Annotated in this window: 17 protein-coding genes; 8 read left to right on the forward strand and 9 right to left on the reverse strand. The window is 62.5% G+C overall.

The genetic code is table 11. The features are described 5' to 3' along the window. Window position 1 precedes the first annotated feature (1 nt). The 3 genes from HX851_RS30705 to HX851_RS30715 are packed head-to-tail and all read right to left on the reverse strand — an operon-like array spanning window position 2 to window position 2828. The gene (locus HX851_RS30705) at window positions 2-460 is read right to left on the reverse strand and encodes a tripartite tricarboxylate transporter TctB family protein (protein ID WP_017127576.1); all 459 of its coding nucleotides are present in this window, start codon (window positions 458-460) and stop codon (window positions 2-4) included. Between the two features lie 56 nt (window positions 461-516). Next, entirely contained in the window at window positions 517-1497 is a 981-nt protein-coding gene (locus HX851_RS30710) for a Bug family tripartite tricarboxylate transporter substrate binding protein (protein ID WP_017127577.1), read from the reverse strand. Window positions 1498-1535: 38 nt separating this feature from the next. Next, complete coding sequence (locus HX851_RS30715; protein ID WP_177063348.1) at window positions 1536-2828, reverse strand: OprD family porin; 1293 nt, start codon at window positions 2826-2828, stop codon at window positions 1536-1538. A gap of 268 nt (window positions 2829-3096) precedes the next feature. Here HX851_RS30715 and tctD point away from each other — a divergent pair, with 268 nt between their 5' ends. After that, on the forward strand, window positions 3097-3768 hold the full coding sequence (gene tctD / locus HX851_RS30720) for a response regulator (protein ID WP_177063349.1): 672 nt from the start codon (window positions 3097-3099) through the stop codon (window positions 3766-3768). Continuing rightward, a complete protein-coding gene (gene tctE / locus HX851_RS30725) occupies window positions 3761-5146 on the forward strand; it encodes a sensor histidine kinase (RefSeq protein WP_177066455.1) in 1386 nt (461 codons plus the stop codon). Before tctD ends, tctE begins: the two co-directional genes overlap by 8 nt. A gap of 139 nt (window positions 5147-5285) precedes the next feature. Here the strand turns inward: tctE and HX851_RS30730 are convergent, their stop codons facing one another. Together HX851_RS30730 and ygfZ are read right to left on the reverse strand one after the other, a co-directional pair. After that, on the reverse strand, window positions 5286-6107 hold the full coding sequence (locus HX851_RS30730) for an HDOD domain-containing protein (protein ID WP_177063351.1): 822 nt from the start codon (window positions 6105-6107) through the stop codon (window positions 5286-5288). A gap of 23 nt (window positions 6108-6130) precedes the next feature. Next, complete coding sequence (gene ygfZ, locus HX851_RS30735; protein WP_177063352.1) at window positions 6131-7072, reverse strand: CAF17-like 4Fe-4S cluster assembly/insertion protein YgfZ; 942 nt, start codon at window positions 7070-7072, stop codon at window positions 6131-6133. A 151-nt stretch (window positions 7073-7223) separates the two neighbouring features. Between ygfZ and HX851_RS30740 the strand changes: the two genes are divergently transcribed. Then, entirely contained in the window at window positions 7224-7478 is a 255-nt protein-coding gene (locus HX851_RS30740; protein WP_017127583.1) for an FAD assembly factor SdhE, read from the forward strand. Continuing rightward, window positions 7462-7914: a protein YgfX gene (locus HX851_RS30745; RefSeq protein WP_177063353.1), complete on the forward strand. Its 453-nt coding sequence runs from the start codon at window positions 7462-7464 to the stop codon at window positions 7912-7914. The genes HX851_RS30740 and HX851_RS30745 overlap by 17 nt, the downstream gene beginning before the upstream one ends. Here the strand turns inward: HX851_RS30745 and nadB are convergent. After that, complete coding sequence (nadB, locus tag HX851_RS30750) at window positions 7883-9499, reverse strand: L-aspartate oxidase (RefSeq protein ID WP_177063354.1); 1617 nt, start codon at window positions 9497-9499, stop codon at window positions 7883-7885. The genes HX851_RS30745 and nadB overlap by 32 nt on opposite strands. A 537-nt stretch (window positions 9500-10036) precedes the next feature. Here nadB and rpoE point away from each other — a divergent pair. The 4 genes from rpoE to HX851_RS30770 all read left to right on the forward strand — a co-directional run bounded on the left by rpoE (window position 10037) and on the right by HX851_RS30770 (window position 13909). Continuing rightward, on the forward strand, window positions 10037-10618 hold the full coding sequence (rpoE, locus tag HX851_RS30755) for an RNA polymerase sigma factor RpoE/AlgU (protein ID WP_017127586.1): 582 nt from the start codon (window positions 10037-10039) through the stop codon (window positions 10616-10618). A 31-nt stretch (window positions 10619-10649) separates the two neighbouring features. Further along, window positions 10650-11237 carry a sigma-E factor negative regulatory protein gene (locus HX851_RS30760; RefSeq protein ID WP_177063355.1) on the forward strand — a complete coding sequence of 196 codons (588 nt, stop codon included), beginning with the start codon at window positions 10650-10652 and terminating at the stop codon, window positions 11235-11237. A gap of 12 nt (window positions 11238-11249) precedes the next feature. After that, entirely contained in the window at window positions 11250-12230 is a 981-nt protein-coding gene (locus HX851_RS30765; RefSeq protein ID WP_177063356.1) for a MucB/RseB C-terminal domain-containing protein, read from the forward strand. A 245-nt stretch (window positions 12231-12475) separates the two neighbouring features. Further along, window positions 12476-13909 carry a DegQ family serine endoprotease gene (locus HX851_RS30770; RefSeq protein WP_177063357.1) on the forward strand — a complete coding sequence of 478 codons (1434 nt, stop codon included), beginning with the start codon at window positions 12476-12478 and terminating at the stop codon, window positions 13907-13909. 68 nt (window positions 13910-13977) lie between these two features. On the opposite strand, the gene HX851_RS30775 is transcribed toward HX851_RS30770, so the two are convergent. From HX851_RS30775 to gcvT, 3 genes are all read right to left on the reverse strand, one after another. Next, the gene (locus HX851_RS30775) at window positions 13978-14466 is read right to left on the reverse strand and encodes an RDD family protein (RefSeq protein WP_177063358.1); all 489 of its coding nucleotides are present in this window, start codon (window positions 14464-14466) and stop codon (window positions 13978-13980) included. 101 nt (window positions 14467-14567) lie between these two features. Continuing rightward, a complete protein-coding gene (locus HX851_RS30780; RefSeq protein ID WP_010220199.1) occupies window positions 14568-14780 on the reverse strand; it encodes a cold-shock protein in 213 nt (70 codons plus the stop codon). A 410-nt stretch (window positions 14781-15190) separates the two neighbouring features. Next, entirely contained in the window at window positions 15191-16315 is a 1125-nt protein-coding gene (gcvT, locus tag HX851_RS30785) for a glycine cleavage system aminomethyltransferase GcvT (RefSeq protein ID WP_177066458.1), read from the reverse strand. Window positions 16316-16331: the final 16 nt, after the last annotated feature.

Consider the following 16331-nt stretch of genomic DNA (forward strand, 5'->3'; position numbering starts at 1 on the left):
ATCAATTCTCCAGGATGTCGAGCAGGCCCAGGGGCAGGGGCACGTCCATCAGACGGTCGAACAGCACGTACAGGCCGATGCTCATCAGGCTGATGATCACCACGCTGGGCAGCCAGCGCCCGCCGTACAGGCGCGCCATGGGCACGCCGATCAGGATGCTGGACAGGATGAAACCCAATGGTTCGAAGGTTCCGGCGAAGATCAGCAGCAAGCCGATGCAGAGAGCGATCTTGTTCAGGGTGGCGCGGTCCAGCGGTGGTTCTTCGTCGCTGTGGACGATAGGCGTGGGGCGAAAGATCAGGTACAGCAGGCCCAGGCCCATCAGGCCGAGCATCAGCAACGGATAGGCACGCGGGCCCACCGGTTCATAGGAAAACGCGGCCTGGTAGGGCCAGGCCATCAGTGCCAGGCCGGCGCAGGCCAGCAGCAGCACCGAGGCGAAGAGTCGTTGAACGAGCATGGTGAACTCCTGGGTCGGTCCCCACCTTGCGGGAACCGACCACTAGACGGGGGCGATCACTGGATCAGGCCGAATTCCTTGGCCAGCACTTTGTAGTCGGCGACCTGCTTCTTCACGTAGGTGTCCAGCTCCGGGCCGGTCATGGCGAAGGGGAACAGCTCGCGTTGGTCGCGCAGCTTGGCGAACTCTTCGGAAGCCAGGAGCTTGTCGAAGGCGTTTTTCCACCAGGCGTAGTCTTCGTCGCTGACCTTTGGACCGAGGTAGAAACCGCGTACGACCGGCCAGACAATGTCGTAGCCTTGCTCGCGAGCGGTGGGGATGTCCTTCATTTCCGGCTCGTCCAGGCGCTTCTCGGCGAACACCGCGAGCAGGCGCATGTCACCGCTCTGGATATGTGGCATGGAGTCGGAGATGTCGGTGCTGCCGACCTGGATATGCCCGCCCATCAGCGCGGTGACGATTTCGCCGCCGCCTTCGAGGGCCACATAGCGCAGGTCGCGCGGATTGATCCCGGCGGCCTTGGCGATCAGCGCGGTCTGCATCCAGTCCTGGCTGCCGACGGTGCCGCCGGAGCCGATCACCACTTTGCTCGGGTCGGCCTTGAGGGCCTTGACCAGGTCATCGAGGGTCTTGTACGGCGAGTCGCTTTTCACCGCGATGGCGCCATAGCTGGTACCGACCGCGGCCAGCCAGCGCACGGCGCTTTCATCGAAGCGGCCGAACTTGCCCTGGGCCAGGTTCAGCAGTGAGCCGCTGGACCAGGCCACCAGGGTGCCGCCGTCGGCCGGGCGCTGGGCGACCACGGCGTTGTAGGCCACGGCACCGACGCCGCCGGGCATGTAGGTCACGCGCATCGGCTTGCTCAGGACTTTCTCGTTGACCAGGGCGCTTTGCGCCAGCTTGCAGGTCAGGTCGAAGCCGCCGCCGGGGGAGGCCGGGGCGATGCATTCCGGGCGCTTGGGCTCGGCGGCGAAAGCTTGGCCGGCGAACAGCACGACGCTGGCGGCGAGGGCGAGTTTACGTAATGACAGGTCCATTGTTCTCTCCACGGGAGTTGTTGTTATGGGTTTTTCGATTACCACAGGGCAACGCTGTAGCTCACCAGCAAGCGCACTTCGTCGGCGTCGCGGGCGGAGTAGTTGGAGCGGTAGGTGGCATTGCGCAGGCGCACCGCGACGTCCTTGAAGGTGCCGCTCTGCACCACGTACTTGATCTCGCTGTTGCGTTCCCATTCCTTGGCGTCGTTGCCGTTTTTCAGGGCGATATGGTCGCCGCTGATATAGCGGCTCATGAAGCTCAGGCCGGGAATCCCGAGTTTGGCGAAGTCGTATTCGTACTTGGCCTGCCAGGAGCGTTCCTCGGCCTCGGCGAAGTCGTTGATCTGCACGAAGTTGACCAGGTACGGGTCGGCGCCATCGACGTAGGGAAAGGCATTATCACCGAACATGCGCTGATAGCCGGCACTGAGCTTGTGGCCGTTGAGACCATAGCTGAACAGGCTGCTGAAGGACTTGTTGTCGATCTTGCCGCCACGGGCTTCGCCCTGCTCGGCACTTTTGCTCAGGCGGACGTCGGCACCGAAGGTGCCCGGACCGAACGGCTGGGACAGCAGCAGGCCGAGGAAGTGTTGCTTGTAGACCTCGTCGAGCTGGGCGTAGTGGTAGCTGCCGGTGATCTTGTCGGTGAACTTGTAGTCCAGGCCGGTGAAGTTGAAGTGTTCACCGGTGGCGCCACCGACAAAACGGCCGTTCTTGTTGTTGAGGGCGATTTCCTCGTAGTTGCTGTCGTCGCGGTCCTTGGCCCGGTCCAGGCGGCCGCCGGTAAAGGTCAGGTTCTTGATTTCCTTCGACGTGAGCAGGCCGCCGTTGAAGGTCTGCGGCAGGATGCGGCCGTCGTTGGGCTTGAGGATCGGCAGTTCGGGAATCAGGCTGCCGACTTTCAGTTCGGTGGCGGAAATCTTCACCTTGGCGGTCACGCCGAGTTTCGAGTACTCGTCGGCGGCACGTCCGTCATCGTGGGTAGGCAACAGGCCGGTGCCGGTGCGATCGGGACTGGAGTCGAGCTTGACCCCGAGCATGCCCAGCGCATCGACGCCGAACTTGACGGTGCCGTCGGTGTAGCCCGATTGCAGGTTGAGCATGAAGCCCTGGGCCCACTCGTCACGCTTGGATTGCTGTTTGCTGGTGCCGTCGCGGAAGTCGCGGTTGAAGTACATGTTGCGGGTTTCGAAGGTGGCGGTGCTGTCTTCGATAAACGCGGCCTGGCTGACGGACGAGAAGCCGGCCAGGGCAGCGGCGCCGGCCAGGGCGGTGTGAGCGAAGCGGGAAAAGCGGGCAGGCGGACAAGCCTGGGGCTGTAGAGACAGCATCGTGTCGGACTCCGTTATTGTTCTTATTCTTGGCGAAAACGCATCGTGGCGTTTTTCGGGGTTTTACTATTCTGGATACAACGGTATTGCGTAGGAAACGGCAGCCGGAGCTGTCCGTAGCGAGACTCTAAAGGCTTAACCTTTCACCAACCTTTCAGTGTGGAAGGCCCGATAAACAAAGGGGGATGGTGGCTACCGGCGCCGGGTTTATTGGGTAAACTCCGCGCTCAGAAGGGCGTCTGACAGCCCCAGTCGAGGTAGGAAATTCATGCGTGTGCTTCTGGTCGAAGACCATCTGCAGTTGGCCGAAAGCGTGGCCCAGGCGCTCAAGGGCGCGGGCTTGACGGTGGACGTGCTGCACGATGGGGTCGCTGCGGACCTGGCCCTGGGCAGCGAGGAATACGCGGTGGCGATCCTCGATGTGGGCTTGCCGCGCATGGACGGCTTCGAAGTGCTGGCCCGCCTGCGCGCACGCGGGAAAAACCTGCCAGTGCTGATGCTGACCGCCCGCAGCGATGTGAAGGATCGGGTCCATGGCCTCAACCTGGGGGCCGACGATTACCTGGCCAAGCCGTTCGAGCTCACGGAGCTGGAAGCACGGGTCAAGGCTTTGCTGCGCCGCAGTGTGCTCGGCGGCGAGCGTCAGCAGCAATGCGGGGTGCTGGTCTACGACCTGGACACCCGGCGCTTCACCCTCGGCGACGAATTGTTGACCCTGACCTCCCGCGAGCAAGCGGTGCTCGAAGCGCTGATCGCCCGTCCGGGCCGGGTAATGAGCAAGGAGCAGCTGGCTTCCCAGGTCTTCGGCCTGGATGAAGAGGCCAGCCCCGACGCCATCGAGATCTACGTGCACCGCCTGCGCAAGAAACTCGATGGCCATGCTGTGGCCATCGTCACCTTCCGTGGTCTCGGCTATCTGTTGGAAAACCGCGATGCATAGGCCCAGCAGCCTGCGTTGGCGGTTGCTGTGGAACCTTGCGCTGCTGCTGGTGGTGTTGATGCTCGCCAGTGGCTGGAGTGCCTACTGGAATGGCCGCGAAGCCGCCGACACGGCATATGACCGAACCCTGCTGGCGTCGGCGCGAACCATTGCCGCCGGCCTGTCGCAGCGCGATGGCACCCTCAGCGCCGACGTGCCCTATGTGGCGCTCGATACCTTTGCCTACGACAGCGCGGGACGCATCTACTACCAGGTCAACGATATCCACCAGCAACTGATTTCCGGCTACGAAAACCTGCCGCCACCGCCGCCCGGCACCCCGCGCACCGATGACTATCCGGCCCTGGCGCGATTCTACGATGCGCAGTACCGCGGCCAGAACGTGCGGGTGGTGAGCCTGCTCAAGGCGGTCAGCGAGCCGAACATGAACGGCATGGCGGAAATTCGCGTGGCCGAGACCGACGAGGCGCGGGTCAATATGGCCCGTAGCCTGATGGCCGATACGCTGCTGCGCCTGGGCATGCTGGCGGTGGGCGCGTTGCTGCTGGTGTGGTTTGCCGTGAGTGCCGCGCTGCGTCCGCTGGAGCGCTTGCGCACGGCGGTGGAGGAGCGCCAGCCGGATGACCTGCGGCCCTTGCCGTTGGTGGAGGTGCAGCACGAGTTGTGGCCGCTGGTACGTGCCCTCAACCATTTCACCGAACGCCTGCGTCGGCAGTTCGAACGCCAGGGGCAGTTTATCGCCGATGCCGCCCACGAACTGCGCACGCCCCTGGCGGCGTTGAAGGCACGCCTGGAACTGGGGTTGCGTGCCTCTGACGCGGATACCTGGCGCAGCACCCTGGAAACCGCGGCCCAGGGCACCGATCGCCTGACGCACCTGGCCAACCAGCTGCTGTCGATGGCGCGGGTGGAAAATGGCGCGCGGGCGATTGCCGAGGGCGGCGCGCAGTTGCTCGACCTGAGTCAGCTGGCCCGGGAGCTGGGCATGGCCATGGCGCCCCTGGCCCATGCCCGAGGCGTGGCGTTGGCGCTGGAAGCGGACGAGCCGGTGTGGTTGCGTGGCGAGCCGACCCTGCTCAACGAATTGCTGAGCAACCTGGTGGACAACGCGCTGGCCCATACGCCGGTCGGCGGCAATGTGATCCTGCGGGTCAGTGCGCCGGCGGTGCTGGAAGTGGAAGATGACGGACCGGGGATTCCCCTGGAAGAGCGCGACCGGGTCTTCGAACGCTTCTATCGGCGCAACCAGCAGGGCATGGGCTCGGGACTGGGACTGGCGATTGTCGGCGAGATCTGCCGGGCGCATCTGGCGCAGATCAGCCTGCACGACGGCGAGCAGCGCGGGCTGAAGGTGCGGGTGAGTTTTATCGCGGGTTGATGTGTGGCCCGGACTTTCGCTTTCGCGGGCAAGCCCGCTCCCACAAGGTTCGTGGTCGATCATCGGCCTTGTGTGCGCTGGAAGACTGTGGGAGCGGGCTTGCCCGCGAAAGCGCCGGAACAGGCGCCACGCTAAAAGGCTAGTTGAACATCATTCGCGCATCGTTGAGTTTTTCGATCCAGGCCTCGCTGTCCGGGTCCAGGCCCAGCCGCTTGAAGGCCGGCAGGCTGCCGAGCGGGACGTTGGCATAGGCCTGCGTCGTGCCCTGGTGGCAGAACACCGTGGCGATCTGCACCAGGTCGACGTAGTCCACCGTACCGCTGTCGCGCTCCAGGTCCTGATACTGGCCCGGCAGCCTGACCAGCCGTTCGGGAAAATCCCAGACCCGCAGCAACTTGTCGCCCAGCAGCGGGTGAATGCTCTCGATCACATGGTCCAGGCTCAACGGGTCGGCGAGCAGTTCGTAGTGATCTTCGGCGTAGGTCAGGATCGGCAGCACGCCGATCTGATGTACCAGCCCGCCCAGCGCCGCCTGGTCCGGCTTGAGCGAGGTGTAGTCGCGGCACAGTACGTAGCTGATCCCGGCAATTTCCAGGCTCTTGCGCCAGACATCGCGCATTTTCTGTTCCACCACCTCGGAGCGGGCGTGGAAGATCTGCTCCATTACCAGGCCGATGGCCAGGTTGCTGCTGTAGTTCACCCCCAGCCGGGTGATGGCGGTGTGCAGGTCGGTCACTTCATGGCTGGCGCGCAACAGCGGGCTGTTGACCACCTTGATCAGCCGTGCCGACAGGGCGGTGTCACCACCGATCACCTTGCTCAGGGTGCTGACGCTGATTTCGGGATCTTCCGCCGCCTCGCGAATCTTCAGGGCGACTTCCGGGAGCGTGGGCAGAACCAGGTCATCGTTGTCGATGGCCGCTACCAAATCCTGTTGGACCTTTTCCGCCAGCTTGTTCATTTGTGTTCTCTAAGGCGGTGCAGTCAGCGCTGAATCTCGCGATCGCGGTCCAGTTGATAAGGTAGATCCAGCAACGTCAGGGTCGGGCCTTGCAGGTCGCCTAGATGGACGCTGCCTTCTTCGGCCGCGTCGGCCTGCAGTACCGCCAGCAGTTCGATCGAGTCGCCGGCCGTGGCCGCGATCACCACTTCGCCGATGGCACTGTTGTGGGACGGTGAGAACAGCGCGGTGCCGGGTTCCGGCAGTTGTCCGGCGGCGAGGGTCAGGCGATACAGGCGGCGCTTGAGCTTGCCCAGGTACTGCATGCGCGCGACGATTTCCTGGCCGGTGTAGCAGCCTTTCTTGAAGCTCACGCCACCGACGGCCTGCAGGTTGAGCATCTGCGGGATAAACAGTTCGCGGGTCTGCGCCATGACCTGGCCGATGCCGGCGCGAATCTGTCCGAGCAGCCAGGTATCGAGATCGGCTTCGTGCAGTTGGCCGGCCAGTTGCGCCCGCACGTCCTGTGCCTGGGCCGCCGGTGCCCAGAGCTCGCTGCGTCCGGTGGAGACACGGATGGCGATCAGGCCATTGGCCCGTGCCACGGCATCGGTTTCCTCGGGCAGGTCGAGGCCCAGGGCGCTCAGCACGCTGTCGGCCTGGCCCAGCCCGAAACGGACCCAGCCGGCGCTTTCATCGGTGAGCTTGGACTTGGAGAACACCGCATACTTCTTCAGGTCCGCCAACTGCGCTTCCAGCAACTCGCCAGCCATGGCCAACAGCACGCCGTCGCCTTCGAGCAGGATGCGGAAACTCGACTGCATGCGGCCTTTCTGCGTGCAGCGGGCGCCGAGGCTGGCCCGGGTCTCGCTGAGGTAGTTGAGGTTGCAGGTCAACTGACCCTGCAGGAACTTGCTGGCGTCGGAGCCGCGGACGGCGAGAACGCCTTCGTGGGAAAGGGTGCAGAAAAAAGCGGAATCGGCCATGGGTCTTCGCAGCATGAATAGGTCTGACGGACATCATAGAGGGGCGCCCTGGAAATGGGTAGTTCACAAAATGCCGCGTGCCCCCGACCAAAGCCGACTGTGCTGTGGCAATCGGGCCTGTATACTTGCGCACAAATTTGAGGAGCGCTCCATGGTCGAAGATGTAGAACTCAATCGCCTCTATTGGCACAGCCGCCGCGGCATGCTGGAACTGGACGTGCTGTTGGTACCGTTCGTCAAGGAGGTGTATGCGCATCTGAATGACGTCGACCGCGAGTGCTATCGCAAGCTGCTCGAATGCGAAGACCAGGATATGTTCGGCTGGTTCATGGAGCGTTCCGAATCGGAAGATCCGGAGCTGCAGCGCATGGTGCGCATGATCCTGGACCGTGTTCAGCCCAAGTAACACGTTCGAATGCCGCTGGCAGGCCTCACGGCTGTTGCTGGCGGCGTATCTCGGGGCCCTGGGCCTGGCGTTGCTGTCGTGTTTCCTGCTGGAAATTCCGCTCTGGGCGAGCCTGTCCGGGGTTTTGCTGTGTCTGCTCCACGGGGCCTGGGCGGTGCCGCGGCAAATACGCCTGGACCATCCGTCGGCTTTTACCGGTTTGCGCCGTGACGAGCGGGGCTGGCAGCTCTGGAGTCGGGCGGCTGGCTGGCAGCCGGTGCAGTTGCAGCGTGACAGCCTCGCATTGCCCTGGCTGGTGGTGCTGCGTTTGCGCAGGCAGGGCGACCGGTGGCCGCGCTCGATCTGCGTGCCCCGCGACGCGCTGGCGAGCGACCTGCATCGGCGCCTGCGCGTGCGGCTGAAGTTCAGTCGACGTAGGTGGGCGGCACCAGGATAGTGTCGAGGGCCTCGGGCAGCAGGTCCGGGTAGTCGAGGGTGTAATGCAGGCCCCGGCTTTCCTTGCGCTCCATGGCCGAACGAATCATCAACTCGGCCACCTGGGCCAGATTGCGCAGCTCGATCAGGTCGCGACTGACCTTGTAGTTACTGTAGAACTCGTCGATCTCGTCCAGCAGCAGGCGCACCCGGTGCTGAGCCCGTTGCAGGCGCTTGTTGGTGCGCACGATGCCGACGTAGTCCCACATGAAGCGCCGCAGTTCATCCCAGTTGTGGGCGATGATCACGTCTTCGTCGGAGTCGGTCACCTGGCTCGCATCCCAGCTCGGCAAGGCCACGGGTACGGCGACCTGCGGCAACTGCTGGAGAATGTCGGCGGCCGCCGAGCGGGCATAGACGAAGCATTCGAGCAGCGAGTTGCTGGCCATGCGGTTGGCACCGTGCAGGCCGGTAAAGCTGGTTTCGCCAATGGCATACAGGCCGGGGATATCGGTGCGCCCCTGCTGGTCGACCAGCACGCCACCACAGGTGTAGTGCGCCGCCGGGACCACCGGGATCGGCTGCCTGGTGATGTCGATGGAGAATTCCAGGCAGCGTTCATACACCGTCGGGAAGTGCGCCTTGATAAACGCTTCGGGCTTGTGGCTGATGTCCAGGTAGACGCAGTCGATGCCCAGGCGCTTCATCTCGTGGTCGATGGCCCGGGCGACGATATCCCGTGGCGCCAGCTCCGCCCGAGGGTCGAAGCGCGGCATGAAGCGTTCGCCGTTGGGCAGCTTCAGGTGGGCGCCTTCGCCGCGCAGGGCTTCGGTGATCAGGAAGCTCTTGGCCTGCGGGTGATACAGGCAGGTCGGGTGGAACTGGTTGAACTCCAGGTTCGCCACCCGGCAGCCCGAACGCCAGGCCATGGCGATGCCGTCGCCGCAGGCGCCGTCCGGGTTGCTGGTATAGAGGTAGACCTTGGCCGCGCCGCCCGAGGCGAGGATGGTGAAGCGCGCGCCGTAGGTGTCGACTTCGCCCGTACCGCGATTGAGCACATAGGCGCCCAGGCAGCGGTCGCCGTCCAGACCCAGGCGTTTTTCGGTGATCAGGTCGACCGCCACGCGCTGCTCCAGCAGCTCGATGTTCGGGCGTTGCCGGGCCTGCTCCAGCAGGGTCGTGAAGATCGCCGCGCCGGTGGCATCGGCGGCGTGGATGATGCGCCGATGACTGTGGCCGCCTTCACGGGTCAGGTGGAACTCGAAACCGCCGTCGTCGACGTTGGCTTCTTCGTCGCGGGTGAACGGCACGCCCTGGTCGATCAGCCACTGGATGGCCTCGCGGCTGTGCTCGACGGTGAAGCGCACCGCGTCTTCATGGCATAGGCCGCCACCGGCGTTGAGGGTGTCCTCGACATGGGACTGTACGGTGTCGGTATCGTCCAGCACGGCGGCGACGCCACCCTGGGCCCAGTAGGTCGAGCCGTTGGCCAGGTTGCCCTTGCTCAGCACGGCAATGCGCAGGTGGCCCGGCAGGGTCAGCGCCAGGCTCAGGCCGGCGGCGCCGCTGCCGATCACCAGCACATCGTGTTGAAAATGTTGGCTCATCTCTAGGAATCCGAAAAACGCCCGGGTGGGCCACGGAGCCCGCCACACAGCGCACTAGTATATGGCTGGGGGGATCGGCACAATAGCCGGGCCTTCGTGGCATTGTGAAACTACAGCGGGCAGGAAGTGTGCGCCACTCTGGGTCGCCGTGCATGTGCTTTTGCACGGTAAGACGATGATTTTTCGGCTATAACAAGGGTCAGGCACTCTGTGTTCGCTGAAGTAGCATAATGCTATTGCTTTCTGCGGCTCCCGGGAACTTTTGCACCCCCCCGGGTTCCATAGGCAGGCGCCTGGAAGAAGGGGACAGCGTCGGCTTTATGCGCAGCCTGATGAGAGGGCTTCGCAGGCTAATTCGACGACAAGATTATTCACGCAGTCGGCCAAGCCCGAGCTGCGTTTTTCGTGTGTGTCCGTTCAGCGGGCCGCAGGAAACTTGCTTGAAGGGGGAGAACTTTTGCCAAAAGCCCGAGTCTATGTTTGCAAGCCTGATCAATTAGCAATGGCAGCCTCCTTCAAGTCCTATGAGGAGTGTTCATGCTAACCCAGGAAGAGGATCAGCAGCTGGTCGAACGCGTTCAACGCGGCGACAAGCGGGCTTTCGATCTGCTAGTGCTGAAATACCAGCACAAAATTCTCGGGTTGATCGTGCGATTCGTGCACGACACCCATGAAGCCCAGGACGTTGCACAAGAAGCCTTTATCAAAGCCTACCGTGCGCTGGGTAATTTTCGCGGCGACAGTGCTTTTTATACCTGGCTGTACCGTATCGCCATCAACACGGCGAAAAACTATCTGGTGTCCCGCGGTCGCAGGCCACCAGACAGTGATGTGAGTTCCGAGGATGCTGAGTTCTATGACGGCGATCATGGCCTGAAAGACCTCGAGTCACCGGAGCGTGCGTTGCTCCGGGATGAGATCGAGGGCACCGTCCATCGAACCATCCAGCAACTGCCAGAAGATTTGCGTACGGCGTTAACTTTACGTGAATTCGATGGTCTGAGTTATGAGGACATTGCGGCCGTCATGCAATGTCCTGTGGGCACCGTGCGCTCCCGGATTTTCCGCGCTCGGGAGGCCATAGATAAAGCCCTGCAGCCGTTGTTGCAGGAAACCTGAGACAGCGGCGACAGCCAAGAGAGGAACCGTCATGAGTCGTGAAGCCCTGCAGGAATCGCTGTCCGCGGTGATGGATAACGAAGCGGACGAATTGGAATTGCGTCGGGTACTGGGTGCCCTTGACGATGCCGACACCCGTGCTACCTGGTCTCGTTACCAAATCGCCCGGGCAGTGATGCACAAGGAACTGTTGGATCCGCGCCTGGATATCGCTTCGGCCGTATCGGCAGCCCTGGCTGGCGAAGAAGTCCCGGCCAAGAGTTCCCGTGGTCCCTGGCGTACCCTCGGCCGCCTGGCCGTGGCTGCTTCGGTGACCGTGGCGGTGTTGGCTGGCGTGCGTTTCTACAACCAGGATGACATTGCCGGCGCGCAACTGGCCCAGCAATCGAACCAGCCTGGCCTGGCTGCTCCGACAGCCAAGGGCCCGGCGGTACTGGCCGGCTATACTGAAGGTTCCGAGCCCACCGGGCCGATGGCCAACGGCGTGCTGCAGCAAGGCCAGCCGGGCTGGGACCAGCGTCTGCCAGGCTACCTGCGCCAGCACGCGCAGCAAGCTGCCCTGAAAGGCACTGAGAGCGCTCTGCCCTACGCGCGTGCCGCCAGCCTGGAAAACCGCTAAGTAAGGAGGATCATGCGCGCGCTACCTCTTCTAACGCTTGCCCTGGCCGGTGGGTTCATCCTGACCGCCCAGGCCGACGAAGCCCAGGACTGGTTGGAACGTCTTGGGCAAGCCGAGCAGCAGCAAAGCTTCCAGGGCACTTTCGTCTACGAACGCAACGGCAGTTTCTCGACCCACCGCATCTGGCATCTGGTCCGGAACGGTCAGGTTCGTGAGCGCTTGCTTCAACTGGATGGCTCGGCACAAGAGGTCGTACGCGTCGACGGGCACACCGAGTGTGTCAGTGGCACCCTGGTCGCCGGACTCGGCGAGTCGCCCGATGCCCACGCCCGTGCGCTGGATCCGCAGAAACTCAACGCCTGGTATGACATTGCCGTCGTCGGCAAGTCACGCGTCGCCGGCCGTCCGGCGGTAATCGTGTCACTGACGCCGCGCGACCAGCATCGCTACGGTTTCGAATTGCACCTGGATCGCCAGACCGGCTTGCCGCTCAAGTCGTTGCTGATCAACGACAAGGGGCAATTGCTCGAACGTTTCCAGTTCACCGAATTGAATACTTCCGAAGTGCCCCAGGACAGCCAGTTGCAGGCCGGTGCCGAATGCAAGCCGGTGGTATTGCTCAGCAACCAGGCGCAGGCCAAGGTCCAGGTCCTGGGCAGCAAGGTGGCGCAACTGTGGCATTCCGACTGGCTGCCGCCGGGCTTCGAACTGGTGAGCAGCACGGCGCGCATCGATCCGCAGTCCAAGACCCAGGTCAACAGCCTCATGTATGACGATGGACTGGCGCGTTTCTCGGTCTTCCTCGAACCCCTCAACGGCGCCAGCATCACGGATACCCGTACCCAGCTGGGACCCACTGTCGCGGTTTCCCGGCGCCTGACCACCCCGAGCGGGGAAATCATGGTCACGGTGGTGGGCGAGATTCCCATCGGTACCGCCGAACGGATCGCCTTGTCGATGCGCGCCGGCGATGCGCAGGCCAGCAAGCAGTGAGTCGCTGATCCATGACCCTTGGTGACTCGATCCTGTCTTCACATGCAGCCGCCCCGGCGGTGGGATCGAGATGCCGAAATGTCCGGTGATCATTTTCATTTGCAAAACAAACCGAATTTTCCTATAGGTCAGGGCCCCAACGGCCCTGGCCTTGTTTGTTGTTCCCGGTCCGTAATCCAGGCTTAATCATCCTTGGGTTTTATGGTACCTGTCGCTTAACCATGCTCGTTGTTTACGGGAGCCGTATGTCGATACCAAGCTTGAAATCTTATCTGTCCATTTTCGCCGCTGTCCTGCTGCTCGGGCAGACAGTCGCGGCCCAGGCCGCGGAGCTGCCCGACTTCACCCAGTTGGTGGAGCAGGCCTCGCCGGCGGTGGTGAACATCAGTACCACCCAGAAACTGCCGGACCGCAAGGTTTCGGACCAGGTCCAGGGCCTTGAAGGCTTGCCGCCGGAAATCCAGCAGTTCTTCCGCGGTTTCCCGCAACCGCGCGGGAAAGGTGGCGGTGGTGGCGGTCGGCAGCGTGAAGCCCAGTCCCTGGGATCGGGTTTCATCATCTCCGATGACGGCTATATCCTCACCAACAACCACGTGGTCGCCGACGCCGATGAGATCCTCGTTCGCCTGGCTGACCGCAGCGAACTCAAGGCCAAGCTGGTCGGTACCGATCCGCGTTCCGACGTAGCCCTGCTGAAGATCGACGGCAAGAACCTGCCGACCCTCAAGCTGGGCAAGTCCAAGGACCTGAAGCCGGGCCAGTGGGTCGTCGCCATCGGCTCGCCGTTCGGCTTTGACCACACCGTGACGCAGGGCATCGTCAGTGCCGTTGGCCGCAGCCTGCCGAACGAAAACTATGTGCCGTTCATCCAGACCGACGTGCCGATCAACCCGGGCAACTCCGGTGGTCCGCTGTTCAATCTCAATGGTGAAGTGGTCGGTATCAACTCGCAGATCTACACCCGTTCCGGTGGCTTCATGGGCGTGTCCTTCGCGATCCCGATCGATGTCGCCATGGACGTTTCCAATCAGCTGAAGGCCGGTGGCAAGGTCAGCCGCGGCTGGCTGGGCGTGGTGATCCAGGAGGTCAACAAGGACCTCGCCGAGTCCTTCGGCCTGGACAAGCCAGCGGGTGCGCTGGTGGCCCAGGTACAGGACGATGGCCCGGCAGCCAAAGGCGGCCTGCAGGTCGGTGACGTGATCCTCAGCATGAACGGCCAGCCGATCGAGCTGTCGGCCGATCTGCCGCATCTGGTGGGCGCACTGAAGGCGGGCGAGAAGGCCAAGCTGGAAGTGGTTCGTGAAGGGCAGCGCAAGACCATTGACCTGACGGTCGGGGCGATCCCGGATGAAGGCAAGGAAATGGATATCGCCAAGTCCGCCGGTGCCGAGCGCAGCAGCAATCGCCTGGGCGTGTCCGTGGCTGACCTGACCGACGAGCAGAAGAAAGCCAACGACCAGCTCAAGGGCGGTGTGATCATCAAGGAAGTGCAGGACGGTCCGGCGGCCCTGATCGGTCTGCAGCCGGGCGACGTGATCACGCACCTGAACAACCAGGCGATCACCGATGCCAAGCAGTTCACCGATATCGCCAAGGCCCTGCCGAAGAACCGTTCGGTATCGATGCGCGTGCTGCGTCAGGGACGTGCGAGCTTCATCACCTTCAAGCTGGCCGAATAAGTCCGGATTGAAGTGCAAAAAAGCCCGCCTCGAATGAGGCGGGCTTTTTCATGGGCGGGCGAAAAGTGTCAGCGCGGCTGTTTGGGAATACGCACCAGCTGGCTGTTGGAGTAGATGTCGTGCCAGCTACGTTTGCGCTTGTCGAAGAGCACCCAGATAAAGCCCAGGCCGGCAAACAGCCAGGAGGCGATCGACACCATGAAGCGCAGCAGCGCCTGCAAGAGGCTGATGGCCGTGCCGTCGGCGTTCTGCACCCTGATGCCCCACACCTGCATGCCCAGGGTCTGACCCTTGTAGGTCCAGAATTTGGCGAAGAAAGCGAACAGCACGCAGAACACCACGGTCGAGAACAATGGGTCGCCGTCCAGCGCGCCGGCATCCGATAGGACCTTGAGTCGTGGCTCGCTGATGAAGACCATCTGCACCCCCTTGTAGATGAAGCCAGTGACGATCAGCAAGGCGGTGCACAGCAGGAAGTCATAGAACATCGCTGCCAGGCGACGGCCCAGGCCGGCGGCAGGAAACTCGCCCTGGGGGCTCAGCACGTGCTTTGGCATAGTGGCTCTCTCGGAACGGAAAAAGCCATTTTACGGAATTGCGCTCACAAAAAAGCCCCTGATGTCAGCATCAGGGGCTTTTAGTGTAATAAAGCTTGAAATCAGGCTTCGGCGATGACTTCGTCAGCCTGCATGCCTTTCTGGCCTTGCACGGCGATGAAGGTCACTTTCTGGCCTTCTTTCAGGCTCTTGAAGCCGTTGCCCTGGATAGCGCGGAAATGGACGAACAGATCCGGACCGCTTTCGGGAGTGATAAAACCAAAACCTTTCTCGTCGTTAAACCACTTGACGGTGCCGCTCTGACGTTGGGACATTTCTTATTTCCTTTGACGCTAAAAATTAATGACAGCCCCTTTCACCTGAAAGAGTACTGGGCTGGGTTGCAGGAAAGTAAGAGACGTCGAACGGGTTGTAGCAAACTTAGAGCTACTGCCCAGGTCACGATTCCAAGCGACCCATGCAAACACAGTAGGGAAACTCTACGCCAACTGTGGGAGAAAAAACAAGCCCCTGCCAAGCCCCCGGTTTGCGCCGGTTTGTCGCAGTTTTCGAGAGCTTTGGCGGGGGGATGCCGGACATACAAACATTCAGTTGGGTTCGACTGTTATAAGCCAAGTTCGCTAATGAATATATGCACTGTTTTGTGGCGGTTGCGTTACAGGCTAGTGCACTGTTTCACAACCGCCGTAGTTGTTACTGTAGGTATCAATCGCGCGCGATAGTTTCAACCGCGATAGTAACGTTGCGGAACAAAAGGCATTTTGCTCACTTTCAACGGTACACGTTTGCCGCGGACGATGGCCCAGACTTCGCTGTCCAGTGCGCAGTGGGCGTTGTCCAGGTAACCCATGGCCAATGGTGCACCGAGGGTAGGGCCGAAGCCGCCGCTGCACACATTGCCGATGACCGTCCCATCCTGGTCGACGATTTCCGCGCCTTCGCGTACCGGCGTGCGTTCCTGCGGTAGCAGGCCGACACGTTTGCGGCGTACCCCTTGTTGTTGCTGGGCGAAGACCTGCTCGGCACCCGGGAAGCCGCCGGCCCGTGCACCGTCGGCGCGCCGCGACTTGGAGATGGCCCAGAGCAGGCTGGCTTCGATCGGCGTGGTCTCGGTGTTCATGTCATGGCCGTAGAGGCACAGGCCGGCTTCCAGGCGCAGCGAGTCGCGCGCGCCGAGGCCGATGGCTTCGACTTCGGTCTCGGCCAGCAGGCTGCGGGCCAGGGATTCGGTGCTGGCCGCCGGTACCGAGATTTCGAAACCGTCTTCACCGGTGTAGCCGGAACGGCTGACGTAGCAGTCGACACCCAGCAGGCGCACGGCGGTGAACTGCATGAAAGTCATCCGCGTGACCTCCGGTGCCAGGCGTGCCAGCACGGTAACGGCGGCGGGACCTTGCAGGGCGAGCAGGGCGCGTTCCTCGAACAGCGGCTGCACTTCGCACAGATGCCCCAGGTGCTTTTGCAGGTGCGCCAGGTCCTGGTCCTTGCAGGCGGCGTTGACCACCAGGAACAGTTCGTCGTTGCCCAGGTTGGCGACCATCAGGTCGTCGAGGATGCCGCCGGTTTCGTTGGTGAACATGGCATAGCGCTGCATGCCCACCGGCAGGTCGATGATATCCACCGGCACCAGGGCTTCCAGGGCCTTGGCGGCCGCGGCACCGACCAGGCGGATCTGGCCCATGTGCGACACATCGAACAGCCCGGCCTGTTCGCGGGTGTGCTGGTGTTCCTTCATCACGCCCAGCGGGTACTGCACCGGCATGTCATAGCCGGCGAACGGCACCATGCGCGCACCGAGTTGCAGGTGAAGGGCGTGCAGCGGGGTTTTCAGCAGGTTTTCGGTGGACATCTTCAGCTCCTGGAAA

Origin of the sequence: Pseudomonas gingeri (genome assembly GCF_013385635.1) — a bacterium.
Taxonomy (GTDB): domain Bacteria; phylum Pseudomonadota; class Gammaproteobacteria; order Pseudomonadales; family Pseudomonadaceae; genus Aquipseudomonas; species Aquipseudomonas gingeri_A.